Annotated in this window: 13 protein-coding genes and 1 pseudogene; 3 read left to right on the top strand and 11 right to left on the bottom strand. The window is 45.9% G+C overall.

The annotated features are described in order from the left end of the window. Positions 1-39: 39 nt before the first annotated feature. The 5 genes from BW716_RS31075 to BW716_RS31095 form a co-directional block, all read right to left on the bottom strand. Positions 40-1,344: an MFS transporter gene (locus tag BW716_RS31075; protein WP_179091355.1), complete on the bottom strand. Its 1,305-nt coding sequence runs from the start codon at positions 1,342-1,344 to the stop codon at positions 40-42. Positions 1,345-1,458: 114 nt separating this feature from the next. Continuing rightward, positions 1,459-2,118 carry a bifunctional 4-hydroxy-2-oxoglutarate aldolase/2-dehydro-3-deoxy-phosphogluconate aldolase gene (locus tag BW716_RS31080; protein WP_083729950.1) on the bottom strand — a complete coding sequence of 220 codons (660 nt, stop codon included), beginning with the start codon at positions 2,116-2,118 and terminating at the stop codon, positions 1,459-1,461. Position 2,119: 1 nt separating this feature from the next. Next, the gene (locus BW716_RS31085; RefSeq protein WP_083729951.1) at positions 2,120-3,118 is read right to left on the bottom strand and encodes a sugar kinase; all 999 of its coding nucleotides are present in this window, start codon (positions 3,116-3,118) and stop codon (positions 2,120-2,122) included. Positions 3,119-3,131: 13 nt separating this feature from the next. Next, positions 3,132-4,526: a glucuronate isomerase gene (gene uxaC / locus BW716_RS31090; protein WP_083729952.1), complete on the bottom strand. Its 1,395-nt coding sequence runs from the start codon at positions 4,524-4,526 to the stop codon at positions 3,132-3,134. A gap of 8 nt (positions 4,527-4,534) precedes the next feature. Continuing rightward, positions 4,535-5,995: a tagaturonate reductase gene (locus BW716_RS31095; protein ID WP_083729953.1), complete on the bottom strand. Its 1,461-nt coding sequence runs from the start codon at positions 5,993-5,995 to the stop codon at positions 4,535-4,537. Between the two features lie 135 nt (positions 5,996-6,130). On the opposite strand from BW716_RS31095, the gene mnmA reads away from it, so the two are divergent. Further along, complete coding sequence (mnmA, locus tag BW716_RS31100; RefSeq protein ID WP_083729954.1) at positions 6,131-7,225, top strand: tRNA 2-thiouridine(34) synthase MnmA; 1,095 nt, start codon at positions 6,131-6,133, stop codon at positions 7,223-7,225. A 39-nt stretch (positions 7,226-7,264) separates the two neighbouring features. Here the strand turns inward: mnmA and BW716_RS31105 are convergent, their stop codons facing one another. The 4 genes and pseudogenes from BW716_RS31105 to BW716_RS31115 form a co-directional block, all read right to left on the bottom strand. Beyond that, a complete protein-coding gene (locus tag BW716_RS31105; protein ID WP_083729955.1) occupies positions 7,265-8,356 on the bottom strand; it encodes an RsmB/NOP family class I SAM-dependent RNA methyltransferase in 1,092 nt (363 codons plus the stop codon). An 83-nt stretch (positions 8,357-8,439) separates the two neighbouring features. Beyond that, positions 8,440-9,645 (bottom strand): 2-oxoglutarate dehydrogenase complex dihydrolipoyllysine-residue succinyltransferase, encoded by a 1,206-nt coding sequence (odhB, locus tag BW716_RS31110; RefSeq protein ID WP_368678142.1) that lies wholly within the window; start codon positions 9,643-9,645, stop codon positions 8,440-8,442. A gap of 141 nt (positions 9,646-9,786) precedes the next feature. Beyond that, positions 9,787-9,999 (bottom strand): annotated as a pseudogene (locus BW716_RS39255) (biotin/lipoyl-containing protein); the annotation flags it as partial. Positions 10,000-10,059: 60 nt separating this feature from the next. Then, positions 10,060-12,795, bottom strand: coding sequence for a 2-oxoglutarate dehydrogenase E1 component (locus BW716_RS31115; protein WP_083729957.1), 2,736 nt, complete (start codon positions 12,793-12,795; stop codon positions 10,060-10,062). A gap of 296 nt (positions 12,796-13,091) precedes the next feature. On the opposite strand from BW716_RS31115, the gene rpsT reads away from it, so the two are divergent. Both rpsT and BW716_RS31125 read left to right on the top strand, forming a co-directional pair. Further along, the gene (gene rpsT / locus BW716_RS31120) at positions 13,092-13,346 is read left to right on the top strand and encodes a 30S ribosomal protein S20 (RefSeq protein WP_083729958.1); all 255 of its coding nucleotides are present in this window, start codon (positions 13,092-13,094) and stop codon (positions 13,344-13,346) included. A 94-nt stretch (positions 13,347-13,440) separates the two neighbouring features. Then, a complete protein-coding gene (locus BW716_RS31125; RefSeq protein ID WP_179091356.1) occupies positions 13,441-15,171 on the top strand; it encodes a M14 family zinc carboxypeptidase in 1,731 nt (576 codons plus the stop codon). Here BW716_RS31125 and BW716_RS31130 read toward each other — a convergent pair. Further along, positions 15,132-16,172, bottom strand: a complete 1,041-nt coding sequence (locus tag BW716_RS31130; RefSeq protein WP_083729960.1) for a beta-ketoacyl synthase chain length factor — start codon at positions 16,170-16,172, stop codon at positions 15,132-15,134. The two genes, BW716_RS31125 and BW716_RS31130, sit on opposite strands and share 40 nt — an antisense overlap. Next, the gene (locus BW716_RS31135) at positions 16,162-17,376 is read right to left on the bottom strand and encodes a beta-ketoacyl-[acyl-carrier-protein] synthase family protein (RefSeq protein WP_083729961.1); all 1,215 of its coding nucleotides are present in this window, start codon (positions 17,374-17,376) and stop codon (positions 16,162-16,164) included. Before BW716_RS31135 ends, BW716_RS31130 begins: the two co-directional genes overlap by 11 nt. Between the last annotated feature and the right edge of the window lie 3 nt (positions 17,377-17,379).

Consider the following 17,379-nt stretch of genomic DNA (forward strand, 5'->3'; position numbering starts at 1 on the left):
GACTTTTTCAGTGCCCTCGCTATCGCAGCGGCCTTTTTGTTATTCGAAATGAACGCTCTCCATGCGGGGAGCAAAGATGTGCATCATGAGCCATGCTACAAGGTAGATACAGCCACAGATTACGAATAAGATATTGTAACCGGTGGTGATGTTGCCCAATAGTTTATAATGATCTAATAAGTATCCTACAACTAAGGGAAATAAGCTCCCTCCTACTGATCCTGCCATTCCACCTAATCCAACCACAGAACTGACTGCGTATTTAGGGAACATGTCCGAGGCAGTCGTAAAGATGTTTGCAGACCATGCCTGGTGTGCAGCGGCGGCGAGGGCAATAAGCCCTACTACGACCCACATGTGGGTAGCGTATTGTATAAATATAACCGGGGTGACTGCGATTGCGAAGATGAACATCGATGTCTTTCTTGCTTTGAATACTGGCCAGCCTCTTTTTATCAGCCATGAAGACAAATAACCACCGCCGATGCTACCGATAGTGGTAGCTGTGTATATCAGCATCAGCTGCGGATTGGGCTTAGTAAAATCGAGATGATAAGTGTCTGCAAAGTAAGATGGTAACCAGAAGAGGAAGAACCACCAGATAGGGTCTGTGAGCAACTTTCCAAATACAAATGCCCAGGTTTGGCGGATACTTAACAGCTTTCTCCAGGATACACTTTTGGGATGAGGATCTATATCTTTTACAGGTGCTTCTATAATATCATCACTGTGAATGTAGTCATACTCTGCCTGTGTCAGTTGTTTATGACGTGCAGGAATTTCGTACCAGATCACCCAGAAGATGAGCCAGATAAAACCAATCACCCCTGTCCATATAAAAGCCTGTTGCCAGCCATATCTACCATTTAACCAGGGTACTACTATAGGTGCTAATACCGCACCGATATTGGCCCCTGAATTGAAGATACCGGTAGCCAGCGCCCTTTCCTTTTTAGGGAACCACTCAGCCACTGTTTTGATAGCTACAGGAAAGTTACCCGATTCTCCAAGGCCCAGGAAAACTCTCGCAAAACCGAAGCCCAGCGTTGTTTTGGCCAGTGCATGTAGGATAGCTGCTACACTCCATACTACGATGGAAAGTATATACCCCATCTTTGTACCAATCTTATCTACTAACCGGCCAAAGAATAATAAACCAACGGCATAGGCAGCAGAAAAGGCTGTCATGATATGAGCAAAGTCTGTTTCCGTCCAGTGAAAAGACTCAGATAATGTGGGCTTGAGCAGACCAATCACCTGACGGTCTATATAGTTGATGGTGGTCGCAAAAAACAATAACGCACAAATGCGCCAGCGATACCTACCTATAGTTGTGGAATCCATGCCTTTCATTTTGGAATTTATAAAGTGGAATTAAGATACAACACCGGCGCGAATAATGCAAACGTTTGCACAAAATAGACAGGAATTTAGTCGCTGTCTCTTTACAGGCTACGTTTACAGACTTTTTACGATGTCAACTACTTTGGACAATTGGGTCTTGAGGCCATCCCAATCCTGTTTCGCAATCAGGTCTTTGTTCAATAAGTTTGAACCCATGCCGACACATACCACGCCTGCATTCAGCCAGGTTTGTATACTTTCTTTGGTGGGTGCGACTCCACCTGTCGGCATAAATTTCATGTCAGGAAAAAGCGGCTTGATGGCAGTGACATAATCAGGGCCTAACAGACTACCCGGAAACAGTTTTACGAAACGTGCACCTGTTTTTTCGGCGGTAGCTATTTCGGAAGGTGTCATACAACCCGGTACCCACACAATGTCTGCTTCTTTGCAGGCATCTGCAATACTTACATCAGTAATCGGACTGATGATGAAATCAGCACCGGCACCTGCAAATGCCTTTGCTTCTTCTGCATTCTTAATGGTACCAATGCCCAGGTACAGATCAGGCATTTCTACCAGTTTTTTATCACGCATAGCAGCAAAGTTGCGACGTGCATGTTCTCCCCTGTTAGTGAATTCAAACACCCGGATGCCAGCGGCATAACAAGCGGTCATGACCTGAATACAAGTGGCTTCATCATCATGATAAAACACCGGGATGATCTTGCTTTTCTCGAAAGCTGAGACTATGGTAGATGCGGCTATTGCCATATTAAATCAGTTTTAGGATATCTGCTTTGTCTGTTAAATTAAAATCTCCTTTCAGGAAGAGTTTTGACCATGCTGCGGCTGCGGCAAATGAAATGGTTTCCTGTGCATCCATACCACTTAAACGGGCATGAATTAATCCTGCCATGAAACTATCACCACTCCCTACTCTGTCTACCACTTCACTGGTTTCGTATTGTTTGGATACACTCAGTGTACCATTGTCATACCAGGTAGCGTAATACAGATTATGGGTAGGTGCATGCGAGAAACGATAGGTAAATGCCACTTGTTTGCAACGGGGGAACTTCTCTGTAATTTCCAGGGCGACTTCATGTGCCTGTTGCAGGTATACTTCCCTGCTGTTGGCTTCCAGTGCTACGGTATTCAGGTTTGTATCCAACATGGTGTGTGCCGCCCAGATATTGCCCATCACCAGGTCACAATGTGCTACCAGTTCAGGCATGACAGCGAATGGTTGTTTTCCATATTGCCATAGTCTGCTACGATAGTTGAGATCTGTAGAGATGAATAATCCTTTGCGGGTAGCAGCTTCCAGTACTTCTTTGCAAATGATGGCGGTATCTTCATTCAGGGCGGGTGTGAGGGCACTCCAGTGGAACCATTCTGCATCACCTAAAAGGCTGTCCCAATCTACCGTTCCCGGTTGTAACAGGCTAAAGGAAGAATATTTACGGTCGTATACCACGCCTGCATTTTTCAGGTCCTTCCCCTGCTCGAGGTAATAAATACCGATGCGGTCTCCACCTCTTATCATACGATCGGTAGTGACACCTAAATGCTGCAATTGTTGTTCTACTTCATGCGCGATACCATTGTCTGGCATACGGCTGATATAAGCAACAGATGTGCCCCATTTAGCCAGGGCCGCTGCTACATTGGCTTCCGCACCTCCTACATAGAGGGCAGCATTGTGCTGTTCCCATTGTGGTGACAGGCGGAGCAATATTTCTCCAAAGGAAATGACTTTAACTGGTTTCATATAGTTCGGTTAACTAAAATCCAAAATACGATCTGGCATTATTATAACAAATATCCTGCACCATTTTTCCTAACCAGTTGATATCGCCAGGCAACTCTCCGTTTTCCACATCATCACCCAGGAGGTTACACAAAATACGTCGAAAATATTCATGACGTGACCAGGAAAGGAAACTTCTTGAATCTGTGAGCATACCTACAAAACGACTTAGCAGGCCCATATTGCTCAGGGTGTTCATTTGTTTTTCCATACCATCTTTCTGATCCAGGAACCACCAGCCGGAGCCAAATTGTATTTTTCCAGGTACTGTGCCATCCTGGAAGTTGCCAGCCATGGTCGCAAACACTTCGTTATAAGAAGGGTTCAGGTTGTATACGACAGTTTTAGTTAATTTATTTTTCTTGTCAAGGCCATCCAGGAAACCGGACATCGCGATAGCTACCTGCCAGTCACCGATAGAATCAACTCCTGCATCAGCGCCAATTTGCTGTACGAGACGGCTATTGTTATTCCGGATCGCCCCTACGTGAAATTGCTGTACCCAACCTCTTTCATGATTCCATTCACAGATCAGGTGGAGGGTACCAGTTTTGAATTGTAAGGCTTCTGCTGTGCTGATTTCTTTCCCTGCTCTCAGTTTGGTGTAGATGGTTTCGAGCTCAGTGGCCGTAAATGCCGTGTTGTAAAATGTACTGATACCATGATCAGAGAGGCGGCCGCCGGCTTCATGAAAATAATCATGTCTGCTGCGCAATGCTTCCATAAACTGGTGATAGTTGCCTGTGGGCATATTAGCTACCATTCCCAGCTTATCGGCGTAGGCGTTGAATGCTTGTGCATCTTCAACCGCTATCGCCTTATCGGGGCGGAAAGTAGGCAATACATGAATGTCGAAACCAGATTGTCTGATCGCTGTATGATGCTCCAGGTTATCACAGGGATCATCTGTAGTGCAGAGCGTCGTGACTTTGAAATGTTTGAGCAGGGTCTGTGTACGCCAGTGTGGGAGTTGTTCATTGCAATGGTTGTACACCCAGTCAGCATTGGAAGCATCCAGTAACTGCTTTACACCAAAGGGGGTTTGCAACTCCATATGGGTCCAGTGGTACAGGGGATTGCGCATGGTATAAGGTACGGTGGCTGCCCAGTGTTTGAATTTGGTCAGGTCATCGGCATCACCGGTCACGAATTGCTCTGCTACACCGTTTGCGCGCATGGCTCTCCATTTGTAATGATCGCCTTTGAGCCAGATAGCTGTAAGGCTTTCAAACTGCCGGTTATTTGCTATTTCATCTGGTGGTAAGTGATTATGATAATCGATGATAGGCATCTCTTTTGCATAATCGTGGAATAACCGCTTAGCTGTTTCCGTTTTCAACAGGAAATCAGCATCCATAAAAGCCTTCATAACTAGAATTACTTAATTAACGCTGCTTGATTCTCCAACATTTCCTGTAAATGTCCTGCCACTGCTGTTGTGAACCCGGACAATGCTGACAGGTCAGCTTCCCACAATGAGGTATCGGCACTGATGGCTTTTACCAGTTGTGGAATATCGTTATACTGTTGCCAATAACCGGCAAAGATGGCTGCGCGGTCGTCGGTGATCTGATAATATTCTGTACCTCTTACACCAAAGTACTGGCCATTTTCCTGCTTCGCCGGGCGAAGGAACAGGATCATGGCGGCAAAACCCTGACACATAGCGGGTGGTACTTTGCCCTGCTGCTCATAATACCTTACAAAAGTGCGCACGTTGCGGGCATTCATCTTACTGCTCTCCTGGAAGGTAATGCTCAGTAGCTTATGTGCAATAGATGGATTGGCAAATCTGTCCAGCACATCTTCTGCAAATAATGGCGCCTGTGGGCAGGTATCTTTAATTGTAGGCAGTATTTCGTCGATGACCACTGTTCTGAAAAATGCACGCATGTAAGGGTCTTCCATACATTCATACACGGTATTCAGTCCTCTCAGGTAACCTAATGGCACTGAAACGGTGTGACTACCATTCAGGATGCGCAACTTCTGCTCTCTGTAAGGTGTGATATCAGGAGTAATGAGCATGCGGGCATCGGCCTTGTGGAAATTGAGGATTTTGGCGATGGGGGCATCGCCTTCGATAGCCCAGAGCAGGAAAGGTTCTGCATTGATCCAGAGTTGGTCTGTATACCCTGCAGGTGGCAGTTCCTTTGGTTTGCCGGGAACGATCCTGTCCACAAGGGAGTTGCAGAAGCTGTTATTGGCCGCGATCCAGGTCTGGAATTCAGCTGGCATGTCATTGTAAGCAGCCAGTTTCAGGACGGTGTCCTTTAATAAGTTTCCATTGTTCACCACTAATTCGGTAGGTACGATCACAAAACCGGTATGGGAGGCGCCTTTGAAACACTGATAGCGCTCCCAGAGTACGGCCAGTAACTTGCCGGGGTAGGATACCGGGACAATGCCTTCAATCTTTTCAGGAACGTACTGAATGCCGACTTCGGTGGTATTGGAGATAATAATCTGTAATGCAGGCTGGTGGACGGTTTTTAGTATTTCGTTCCATTCTGCATTCGATTGCAAAACACGGCTAATAGAAGCGTTTATTAGCTGTTGATCCACCAATTCCCCCTGGGCTACGCCCTTGATGTGGGTGGTGAAGAGATTGTCTTGTGAAGTAAATTCGGTAGTTTCTCCGTCCGTGGATTTTACGACTACGATCCTTCCTTCGAACTGGCCGGCTTTGTTGGCTTTGTCAACGAGGTAGTCGACGAGGCCACGTAAAAGCACGCCGGTACCGAACTGGAGGATCTTCTCCGGGAAGGTAAAGTAGCGCTCGGTGACACCCAATTCCGGGTGTTGCAGTAAATATGCTTTATTTAATGTTGGTAACATGTTTAAATTTAGGGAAATCCGGGAATTTGTTTTAATTTTTTTACACCCCGCAGACAGGTAATTTACAAATCGAAAAAAATCGATCTATCCGTTCCCCCTCTTTTTCTGTAATTTTGCATTCTTAAATACACAATAATGAGCAGACATGGCAAAGTGCTGGTAGCAATGAGCGGCGGTATTGATAGTACCGTGACCGCCCTGATGCTACACGAGCAGGGTTATGAAGTGGTGGGTATCACCATGAAAACCTGGGATTACGCTTCTGCCGGCTCCAGTAAGAAAGAAACCGGGTGTTGTAACCTGGATTCTTTTAATGACGCACGGGCTGCGGCTGTACATCACGGCTTCCCCCACTTCGTCCTGGACATCCGGGAAGAATTTGGCGACTACGTCATCAACAACTTCGTCGAGGAATATATGGCCGGACGCACGCCGAACCCGTGCGTGCTGTGCAATACGCATATAAAATGGCGGGCGCTCATGAAACGGGCAGATGCGATGGATTGTGCTTTTATTGCTACAGGGCATTACGCAAAAATTCGTGAAGAGAATAACCGTTGGGTGCTGAGTAAAGGGCTGGATGAGCTGAAGGACCAGAGTTATGTACTTTGGGGATTGGAGCAGGATGTATTGGCACGGACTATTTTGCCTTTAGGTCAATACAGGAAGACCGAGATCCGCCAGATGGCGGAAGATTTCGGGTATCCTGAACTGGCGAAAAAGGCGGAGAGCTATGAGATCTGTTTTGTACCGGATAATGACTATCGTGGGTTCCTGAAACGTCGTGTGGATGGATTGGAAGAACAGGTGAATGGTGGCAACTTTGTATTGAGTGATGGTACGATTGTAGGACACCATAAAGGGTATCCTTTTTATACCATTGGTCAGCGTAAAGGGTTGGATATTGCACTGGGAAGGCCGATCTATGTGACGGAGATTATACCAGAAACGAATACCGTTGTGTTGGGCGATGAGGAAGAGTTGAATAGAACGGAGACCCTGGTAGCGGGGATTAATTATATTAAGTACGATCATATTCCGGAAGGAATGGAGGCGATCACCAAGATCCGGTATAAGGATAAGGGAGCGCTGAGTAATTTGTATAATGTAGATGGAAAAGTGAAGGTGAACTTTTATGGAAATGTGAAGGGGATTGCACCGGGACAATCGGCAGTATTTTATGAGGGGGATGATGTGATTGCCGGAGGTATTATACAGCGAAGTCTATAATTTTATAAAAAGGGGTTTGCCTGACGGCAAACCCCTTTTTTATGCCAGGCGCACAGCAAACATGCTATCAGCGCCTTTTTCATAGCCGGCAATGACACCTCCCTCCTGCTTTTTCAAGCCTGTCGTATTTTCTACATGAGCGACGACATCTTCATTTTCCTGACGGAATACAGAGCAGGTGATATAAATTAATGATCCACCCGGCTTCAATAGTTTCACTACGTTGCCTGCGATAGTTTGTTGTAATTGTTGGTATTCTTTGATCTGTTCCTCCCTGAAGAAAGAGAGGTTTTCTGGTGTACGTTCCCACGTACCGGAGCCGGAACAAGGTGCATCTAAAATGATATTATCGAAGCGACGTTCGAGGGCGATAGGGGCTGTCAGGTCCATGACCATACTGGTGTAATCCCTGATACCTGCTTCTTTGAAGCGCATGTGCAGATTTGAAATAATGGAGGGGCGCACATCGCTTACCATGAGTTTTACCTTTGGTTCCTGATCCAATAATAAGATGGATTTCCCTCCGCTGGCCGCACAGCTATCCCACCATTGTTCACCCGGTTTTGGATGGAAGAGATGACCTACCTGTTGGGAGGAAGCATCCTGGATTTCGTACCAGCTTTTATCGGTGACGATCGTATCGATCTTTGTGCTGTTTGGCAATGCGAGGGTGGTTGGTCCCCATTCTTCGAAGGTGATCTCTGCGCGTTGCAGCAGCTTTTTTATTGCGTCCTGTTTGCCTTTGCGGGTACGAATAAATAAAAACGGCTGCTTCAGAAATGACCGGGAAAAACCGACAGGATCTATATCGGGAGAAAGCGCGGCTTTAAAGGGAAAGATATTATCCAAAGGTATATCTGCAGGAGCTGGAATGGCGAAGTTTTCCGATTCCTCTGCCTTGCATAAATGCAAACCAATCTGGATCCTATCCTGCACGGACATTTCCTCTTTATACAGATAACCCAACCGGTAATAAGCATACACCAGTTGTGAAATATGCCGTCTATCGCGGCTTCCCATATAAGGATGCTGCTTAAAAAAACCTTTCAGGAAATGATGCAAAGGCAATCCTCCATCATATTCCGCTATCACTTTTTCAGCGGCCGCTAAATAATTCTCCCATCGGGTCATATCACATCATATAAAAAAGCAAAACGCTCAATGCCCTTAAAAGCAGCATTGAGCGTTTTGCCAAAGGCTTATAAAAAACTAAGTTAGAGTTTCAGTAATGCTTTCAGTGGATCTTTACCGAACAGCAGTTGTTCAGGATTTTCCAGCATTTCCTTGACACGTACCAGGAAGCTTACAGACTCACGACCATCGATGATACGGTGATCGTAGCTCAGCGCAATGTACATCATCGGACGGATTACTACCTGACCGTTCACTGCCATTGGGCGATCCTGGATTTTGTGCATACCCAGGATTGCAGACTGAGGAATGTTGATGATTGGTGTACTCATGAGAGAACCAAACACACCACCATTGGTGATGGTGAAGGTACCACCGGTCATTTCATCCATAGTCAGTTTGCTATCGCGTGCTTTGGTAGCCAGTTCCACTACTTTTTTCTCGATCTGTGCCATATCCAGGCTCTCTGCATTGCGGATAACCGGTACAACCAGACCCTTAGGTGCAGAAACTGCGATAGATACATCACAGTATTCGTGGTACACCAGTTCTTCCCCATCGATGTAACCATTTACAGCAGGGAATTCTTTCAGTGCAAAGCAACAAGCTTTGGTGAAGAAGCTCATAAAGCCCAGGTTCACCTCATGTTGTTTCTTGAACACTTCTTTGTATTTAGCGCGCAGCTCCATGATGTTAGTCATGTCCACTTCGTTGAAAGTGGTGAGCATGGCAGTGGTGTTCTTAGCTTCTACCAGACGGCGGGAAACTGTCTTACGCAGGTTGCTCATCTTTTCACGACGTTCGCCGCGGGTGAACAGTTCCTGATCCAGTGCTACGCCTGGGTTCTGTAATGCAGCCAGTACATCGCCTTTCTTGATCTTGCCGTGAGCGCCGGTACCTTTGATGGTAGCCGGATCTACATGAGAATCAGCGATAACAGCAGCAGCTACAGGTGTAGTTTTCACATCGTTAGGAATAGCGGTGACAGGAGCATTCTGTACCTGTGGTGCAGCTTGTGGCGCAGTTGCAGCAGCAGCTGGTTGTGCTTTACCTGCAGGACGGCCTACGCTGGTATCGATCTTAGCGATAGGATCGCCTACTTTCAGTACATCGCCTTCTTTACCCAGGGTGATCAGTGCACCTGCTTCTTCTGCATTCAGTTCGAAAGTAGCTTTCTCTGATTCCAGTTCGCAGATCACTTCATCACGCTCTACGTATTCACCTTCTTTCTTTATCCATTTGATCAAAGTAACCTCACTGATAGATTCTCCCACAGTTGGCACCTTCATCTCAATCGTTCCTTTATTTACAGCCGGGGCAGCAGGTGCAGCTTCCGCTACAGGTGCCGCAGGGGCTTCAGGAGCTGGCGCTGCCGCAGCAGCTGGTGCAGTTGCCGCAGGGGCAGCCGCATCTGTATCAATTGTACAGGCCACATCTCCAATTTTCAATGTAGCACCTTCAGGAGCAGCTATCTTCAGGATACCTGCCTTCTCTGCGTTTAATTCAAAGGTGGCTTTTTCAGATTCCATTTCACAGATCACTTCATCCTGTTGCACATAATCACCGTCTTTCTTCAACCACTTTGCAATTGTTACCTCGCTAATAGATTCTCCTACCGTAGGAACTTTGATTTCGATAGCCATATTTCTAATTTCTGTGTGCGATTTGTATAAAGTGAATTTCTTCACTTGTTCTAAACTTCCCTATATGTTAAATGCTGTTTCAATTATCTCGAGCTGTTCGCGTGCATGCACCTTAGCATAACCAGTAGCGGTAGCAGCGCTTGGATTGCGACTGATCACGCCATAGTTGATCTGTTTCAGGTTCATTTGCAGGTAAGAAGCAGCACCCATGTTCAGGGGCTCTTCCTGTACCCAGAACCAGGTGGCAGCTTTGTACTTCTGGTTCAGCGCTTCCAGCTGCACGGCTGGCAGCGGGTACAATTGCTCCAGGCGTACGATCGCTACATCCTTACGGTTATCCTTCGCCTGCTTTTCAGCCAGTTCGAAGTAGATTTTACCGGTACACAGCAATACCTTCTTCACTCTTGATGCATCGTCTACAAATTCATCGTCCAGTACTTCCCTGAATCCACCTTCCGTGAATGCGGAGATTGGGGAGTAAGAACCTACGTGCCTTAAGTTCGCTTTTGGTGAGAAGTTCACCAGTGGCTTACGGAACTGCCAGGTCAGCTGGCGGCGCAGCGCATGGAAGAAGTTCGCAGCAGTAGTGATATTTGTAACGATGATGTTGTATTCAGCACATGACTGCAGGAAACGCTCAGGACGTGCATTGGAGTGGTCTGGTCCACCGCCTTCATAACCATGAGGCAGCAGCATGACCATACCATTCTGATTGGTCCACTTTTGCTCTGCACTGGTAATATACTGGTCGATGACTGTCTGCGCACCGTTAGCAAAGTCACCATATTGCGCTTCCCAGATCACCAGTGAATTTGGATTGGCCATTGCATAGCCATATTCAAATCCCAGTACAGCAAATTCACTCAGCAGGGAGTTATAGATACGGAATGAACCTTGTTTGTCCTGTAAAGAACCCAGACGGCTGTAAGTAGCGTTGGTATTTTCATCGGTCAGGATGGCGTGACGGTGGGAGAATGTACCTCTCTTCACGTCTTCACCGCTCATACGGATGTCTCTACCTTCGCTCAGCAGCGAGGCGTAAGCCAGCAATTCGCCGGTAGCCCAGTCTACTTTACCTTCTGTTTCATACAGTTTGATCTTATCCTGCAGCAGTTTTTCAACTTTACGCAGTGGCACAAATTCCTTTGGCCATGTCATGAGGCGGCCGATCAGCCTTCTCACGTCTTCTTCTTTTACTGCTGTAACCGGAGAAGCATCGAAATCTTCCGGCCTGGATTTGCGGAGTTCCTGCCACCATTGTTCAGGTTTCTGGTAAGTATAAGGCAGCGGGTGCTGTCTTACCTCGTCCAGGCGTTCCTGCAATTGTGCCCAGAAGCCTTTTTCCATTTCCTTCGCCAGGTCCTGTACTTCAGATTCTCCGTTTTGCAGGAGGTACTGGGTGTACACTTCGCGAGGGTTAGGGTGCTTATCGATCAGTGCATACAGGCTGGGCTGGGTAAACTTAGGCTCATCACCTTCGTTATGGCCATGTCTGCGGTAGCACAACAGGTCAATGAAAATATCGGAGTTGAACTCCTGACGGTAGCGGGCTGCGATCTCTGATACCTTTACTACAGCTTCCGCATCGTCGCCATTTACATGGAATACAGGCGCCTGAACAGTAGAAGCGATTGAAGTACAGTAGTCAGAAGAGCGGGCATCGTCGAAGTCGGTAGTGAACCCAATCTGGTTGTTGATCACCAGGTGCATGGTACCACCGGTATAATACCCTTTCAGGTTGCTCATCTGGATGAGCTCATATATAACACCCTGACCAGCTACCGCAGCATCACCATGGATGAGGATAGGCAGGATTTTGTCATAATCACTATTATAAATTACGTCGGCCTTACTACGGGCAAAACCAGTCACCAGTGGATCTACCACTTCCAGGTGAGAAGGGTTAGGGAGCAACTGGAGGTTAACTTTTTCACCGCCCGGGGTGTCAACGATAGAGCGGAAGCCCAGGTGGTACTTCACGTCACCGCTACCCATGGTGAGGTCTGGTACGGCATGACCTTCAAATTCGTTGAAGATCTGCTCATAAGTTTTACCTAAGATATTTGCCAGTACGTTCAGACGACCTCTGTGTGCCATACCGATCACTGCTTCCTGAACACCTTCGCCGGCAGCAGTATTGATGATGGCATCCAGTGCAGGAATAGTGTTTTCACCACCTTCCAGACCAAAACGCTTCTGACCTATATATTTTGTGTGAAGGAATTTTTCGAAGATAACGCCCTGGTTCAGCTTGTGGAGAATGCGTTTACGCTGTTCCAGTGTGAGTGCTCTTTGCAGGGTGGTCTCCATTTCGCGCTGCAGCCATTCTACTTTTTTTGCATCATTCACGTAAGCGTATTCCAGACCTACTGCAGAAGTATAGACCTGTTTTAACCGGCTGACAATATTTTCAAGGCTGGTTTTCCCTAAACCCAGTTCCTGGCCGATGTAGAATTCAGTCTTTAGATCGGCATCGGAGAGTCCGAAAAAAGAGATATCTAAGTTGGCCTGACGATCTTTACGTTCCCGGATTGGATTAGTTTTCGAGATAAGGTGACCTTTTTTGCGATACGCCTGTATCAGCCTGTAAACGTTCAGCTCTTTTGTTAACTGATCACTGCTAACCGGAGCTCCCGCACCCGGCGCCTTGCCATTTACATTGTTTACCGCGAAGTCAAACCCCTCAAAAAACTTGCCCCATTCCGGGTCAACAGCACCAGGGTCTTTTCGGTAATCCTGGTATAAAGATTCAATGTAGGCAGGATGTGAGTTGGTAACAAATGAGAAGTCCTTCATTTACAACGAGTTTTGCTAAAGCTTCGATTCAAATTGCTATTCTGTTGAATGCACCCATATATAATATATGGGTTTGCAAATATCGTTCTTCTTTTGTGAAAAAAAATGGAAAAATGATATACGTAAAAATGAATAATGAAGATCGGGGTTAGCAGCGGCAAAGGGGCATACTCCGGGCGCTTTTGGAATGGTGCAATCAACTCGTTTAGAATAAAAAATCCTCATTAGGAGTGTTTTTATTTTGTTTGTAAAAAAGTAATCCCTACCTTTGCAGTCCGAAACTTGAAATTAGAAAAATGGCAAACCATAAAGCAACGAAAAAAGACGTTCGTCAAAGCAAAGCGAGAAATGAGCGTAACCGTTACTACGGTAAAACTACCCGTAACGCAATCCGCGACCTGAAGAAATTGGAAGAGAAAGCTGCTGCTGGCGAAAAACTGTCTGACGTGATCTCTATGATCGACAAGTTGGCTAAACGCAATATTATTCACAAGAATAAAGCTGCCAACCTGAAGAGCAAACTTTCTAAGAAAGTGAACACACTGGCTTAAGCTCTTTCAGATTAAAATATTGAAGAACAGCTCTTCCTGTAAAACAGGAAGGGCTGTTTGTTTTTAATTTAAGTCAACCAAAGTCGTCCTAATTATGAGAATAATCCTTGCCCTACTGACCATCTTCGGGGCTTCAACTTTGTATGCCCAGGATTTTACCACCCGATTTGAACTTACCCAGGGAAAAGAAACTGCTACTTATGGGGAAGTGATCGCCTACTATAAGAAATTAGATCAGCGTTATCCACAGATCAGTATGCTGGAGATCGGGAATACGGATGCCGGGGTTCCCCTCCATTTGGTGATCTATTCAGCTGATGGAGATTTCAATTTTCCCAGTCTGCACCGGAAAAACAAGCGTATTATATTGATTAATAATGGAATACACCCCGGTGAACCGGATGGTGTGGATGCCAGTATGATGCTGTTGAGAGATCTGGCGCAGGGGAAAAAGAAATTACCGGCTAATGTAGTGCTGGCTGTTATTCCGCTTTATAATATTGGCGGCGCACTGAACCGCAGTGAATATTTCAGGGTAGACCAGAATGGACCCGCTGCTTTTGGCTCAAGAGGAAATGCAAGGAACCTGGATCTGAACAGGGATTTTATTAAAACTGATTCAAGGAACAGCTTCACTTTCCAAACTATATATCAGCTGACTGATCCGGATGTGTTTATTGATAATCATGTGAGCAATGGAGCGGACTACCAGCATGTGATGACTTTGCTGAGTACAGAATATAACAAACTGGGCGGTGTCATGGGCGAGTTTATGCACAATAACTTTGAACCGGGATTGTATAAACTGATGAAGGAAAAGGGATATGACCTGGTGCCTTATGTAAATCATTTTGGAGAAACGCCTGAAAATGGATGGATGACTTTTGCGGATGTGCCCCGTTTTTCCAGTGGGTATACTACTTTGTTCTCCACATTTGGGTTTGTGCCGGAGACACATATGCTCAAGCCTTATCCGCAAAGGGTAGCTGCGACTTATGCATTGATGGAGTCATTTATCAGTTTTGTAAGTGTGCATGGTGAGGAGATAAAAGCATTAAGAGATAAAACAAAGGAGTCAGTGAAAACACAAAAAGAGTTTGCACTGGAATGGAATGTGGATACCACCCGGTTTTCTTATATCAATTTCAAGGGGTATGAGGCTGGGCATCAACCAAGTGAAATTTCTGGTTTGCCAAGGTTGTATTATGATCGCTCCAGGCCTTTTGAGAAACAGGTGAAATTCTATAATTACGTTACTGCAGAAAACTTTGTGCAGAAACCAACGGCTTATATTATACCACAGGGCTGGTGGAATGTGTTGAATATTCTGAAGAACAATAAGGTGATGATGCGCACGCTTGCACATGATACGACGATTGCTGTGGAAGTGTATCATATTGCTGATTTCAAAACGGCGTTACGACCTTTTGAAGGACACTATTTGCACAATCATGTAAAAGTAACTACTACCCACGATAGCATTCATTTCAGAAAAGGGGATTATTATATTCCAATGAACCAGTCTGCGAACCGTTATCTGATCGAAACATTAGAACCTACAGGTGGTGATTCTTTCTTTGCATGGAATTTCTTTGATGCGATTCTTACACCAAAAGAAGGTTATTCTCCTTATGTGTTTGAAGATACAGCAGCAGCATATATAAGCAGGCATCCGGAGTTGCGGCAGCTGATTGATGAGAAGAAAAAAACAGACAGCACATTTGCCAATAGTGCAGATGCGCAATTACATTTTGTATATGAACATTCGATTTATGGAGAACCGGGTTATTTGAGATATCCGGTATTCAGGGTTAGCAGCATGTAGACGTGTTGCTCTCCAAAGAAGTGATTGTAAATAAGAATATTCTTATAAGGTCCGGTCGGTACCTGCACCATGGGAAACCAATGAGCAGGTATTTGCTGGGCCTTTAATATTTGTGCACCCAACCAGAGTGCAAATGCGCCAGCAGTATCGTATTCACCACAGAGATGTTTGAATGGCAACTCTTTTGGCAGCCCATCATAATAATGATCGAAGTTGCTGTCTCCATTACGACCGCTGATGACGAGATCGATGTCTTCGAGACTTAAGTGGTGAGAGGATAAAAACTTTTGGAGGTAAGATTCCTTTGGTTTATACACCATCTTCATTCCTGCTAACTGTGCATAACCGGGGGTATCGGACAATACAAAGAATGCAGCTCCTTCTCCTGATATCGTACCTGGTGTAGGATGACTGTACAATTCATCGCTGGAGATCTTTTCTTTCTTCCAGCATCCGATCCTGCTCTTGATGTAAAAGTGCTCTGCTGTGATTTCTTCAAATGCACCGATCAGTATATTCTTATTACCTTCTGATATTAACAACATACCATCCAGCAGTGCATTTTCAAATGAAAAACCGCGATGTACAAATGTGTTGTTGTACTGCGTACATTTCTGTTGTAATGCAATCAATCCATTTACTGCATTGTAGGTGGATTGAATGAATGGTGTTGCATTCAGTGCAGTTTCTTTGTACTCCCTGATCTCTTTCAGGAAACGTTCTGTATCAGACAAACTTCCTTTTCCCGTACCTGTCACAATTGCACCGGGTACTGCGACACCCGCGTTCTGCATACATTGCAGCGCTGCTGTCAATCCTACTTTCAATATACGCGTCATGCGGCGTATACTATTCGGTGGCATGAAATTACGATAGTCTGGTTCCACACATGCAAATACATTCTCCTGCACTGTAACCAGTGGTTGAGAAAATATATCCTCTCCAAAAGAGTGTTGCGGCGAGATAGCCGACATGCCTTGTATGTAGTATTTATCCTTCATATTTGCTGATCAGCAGAGAAGCATTGTTGCCTCCGAAACCGAATGAGTTGGAAATAACGTTGGATACCGGTACTCCTTCTTTCAACTGAGTTTCCGGTGTGATATTTAATTCCTCCATTTTCTCTGAGAAATGAAGGTTGGGAAAAATTACAGCGTGTTGAATGGCCAATACCGCATAGATCGCTTCGATACCGCCTGCTGCCGCCAGCGTGTGTCCTGTAAAGGGTTTCGTACTACTGAACGGGGGCACTTTATCGCCAAACAATCTTTGTAATGCGTGGCCTTCAGCGAGGTCGTTGCTCAGGGTAGCGGTACCATGTACGTTTACATATTGAACATTGTCCGGTGCTACACCACCCAAAGCCAAAGCCTGTTGCATGGCTGCAAATGCACCATCACCTTCTGGTGAAGGCGCTGTAGGATGAAATGCTTCGTTGGTATTTGCATATCCTTTCAGTTCTGCTTTTACATGGGCATTGCGTTCTTTGACCAATGATTCACATTCGAGCACCAGGTATGCAGCACCTTCGCCCAGGTTCAGCCCATTACGGTGCTGATCGAAAGGACGGCAATGTTGCTTATCAATATTCTTGAGTGAGTTGAAACCATTCAGGGTAAAGCGGGTCAGGGCTTCAGTACCACCACAGATCACACGGCGTACCAGTCCTGCTTTGATGAGGCGTGCACCAAACATCAGTGCATTGGCAGAAGAAGAACATGCAGTACTGATGGTAGCGATGTATTCATTGATACCCACTGTATCTGCTATGCGCTGTGTACAGTCTGCACAATCCAGCGTATCGATATACTGTAAAAAATCTCCTTCTTTCTCAGGGTTGATCACATCGAAATATACTTTCTCTGTGTCGCACATCCCTCCTACGGTCGATGCATTGATAAAACCAGTTGGTTCATCACTGGCATCTGCAATACCTGCATCAGCCAGTGCTTCGCGCATAGCGATCAGGCCCAGCAGGGTAGTACGGGTATACCCGTCCTTACCTGCCACAACTGCCATTTGCTGCAAGGCCGCAGTTGAATGTCTGACCTCTGCTACTGGCAGGATATCCTTGTAAATAGTGTCTATATGTTGTGTAAAACCAACACCACTCTGCTGCATGCGCAGGCTTTTCAAATTGCCTGCTACATCATCGCCAATGGCTGTCACCATTCCAAGGCCTGTTATCAATACACGCTCCGCCATACC

The organism is [Flexibacter] sp. ATCC 35208 (assembly GCF_001975825.1).
Classification (GTDB): domain Bacteria; phylum Bacteroidota; class Bacteroidia; order Chitinophagales; family Chitinophagaceae; genus Chitinophaga.

Bases quoted from the DNA above. Each gene is read 5' to 3' on its own strand.
- rpsT (WP_083729958.1), top strand. From the start codon at position 13,092: ATGGCAAACCATAAAGCAACGAAAAAAGACGTTCGTCAAAGCAAAGCG.
- BW716_RS31115 (WP_083729957.1), bottom strand. From the start codon at position 12,795: ATGAAGGACTTCTCATTTGTTACCAACTCACATCCTGCCTACATTGAA.
- mnmA (WP_083729954.1), top strand. From the start codon at position 6,131: ATGAGCAGACATGGCAAAGTGCTGGTAGCAATGAGCGGCGGTATTGAT.
- uxaC (WP_083729952.1), bottom strand. From the start codon at position 4,526: ATGAAGGCTTTTATGGATGCTGATTTCCTGTTGAAAACGGAAACAGCT.
- odhB (WP_368678142.1), bottom strand. From the start codon at position 9,645: ATGAAGGTGCCAACTGTGGGAGAATCTATCAGTGAGGTTACTTTGATC.
- BW716_RS31130 (WP_083729960.1), bottom strand. From the start codon at position 16,172: ATGAAGGATAAATACTACATACAAGGCATGTCGGCTATCTCGCCGCAA.
- BW716_RS31085 (WP_083729951.1), bottom strand. From the start codon at position 3,118: ATGAAACCAGTTAAAGTCATTTCCTTTGGAGAAATATTGCTCCGCCTG.
- BW716_RS31135 (WP_083729961.1), bottom strand. From the start codon at position 17,376: ATGGCGGAGCGTGTATTGATAACAGGCCTTGGAATGGTGACAGCCATT.
- BW716_RS31105 (WP_083729955.1), bottom strand. From the start codon at position 8,356: ATGACCCGATGGGAGAATTATTTAGCGGCCGCTGAAAAAGTGATAGCG.
- BW716_RS31125 (WP_179091356.1), top strand. From the start codon at position 13,441: ATGAGAATAATCCTTGCCCTACTGACCATCTTCGGGGCTTCAACTTTG.
- BW716_RS31080 (WP_083729950.1), bottom strand. From the start codon at position 2,118: ATGGCAATAGCCGCATCTACCATAGTCTCAGCTTTCGAGAAAAGCAAG.
- BW716_RS31095 (WP_083729953.1), bottom strand. From the start codon at position 5,995: ATGTTACCAACATTAAATAAAGCATATTTACTGCAACACCCGGAATTG.
- BW716_RS31075 (WP_179091355.1), bottom strand. From the start codon at position 1,344: ATGGATTCCACAACTATAGGTAGGTATCGCTGGCGCATTTGTGCGTTA.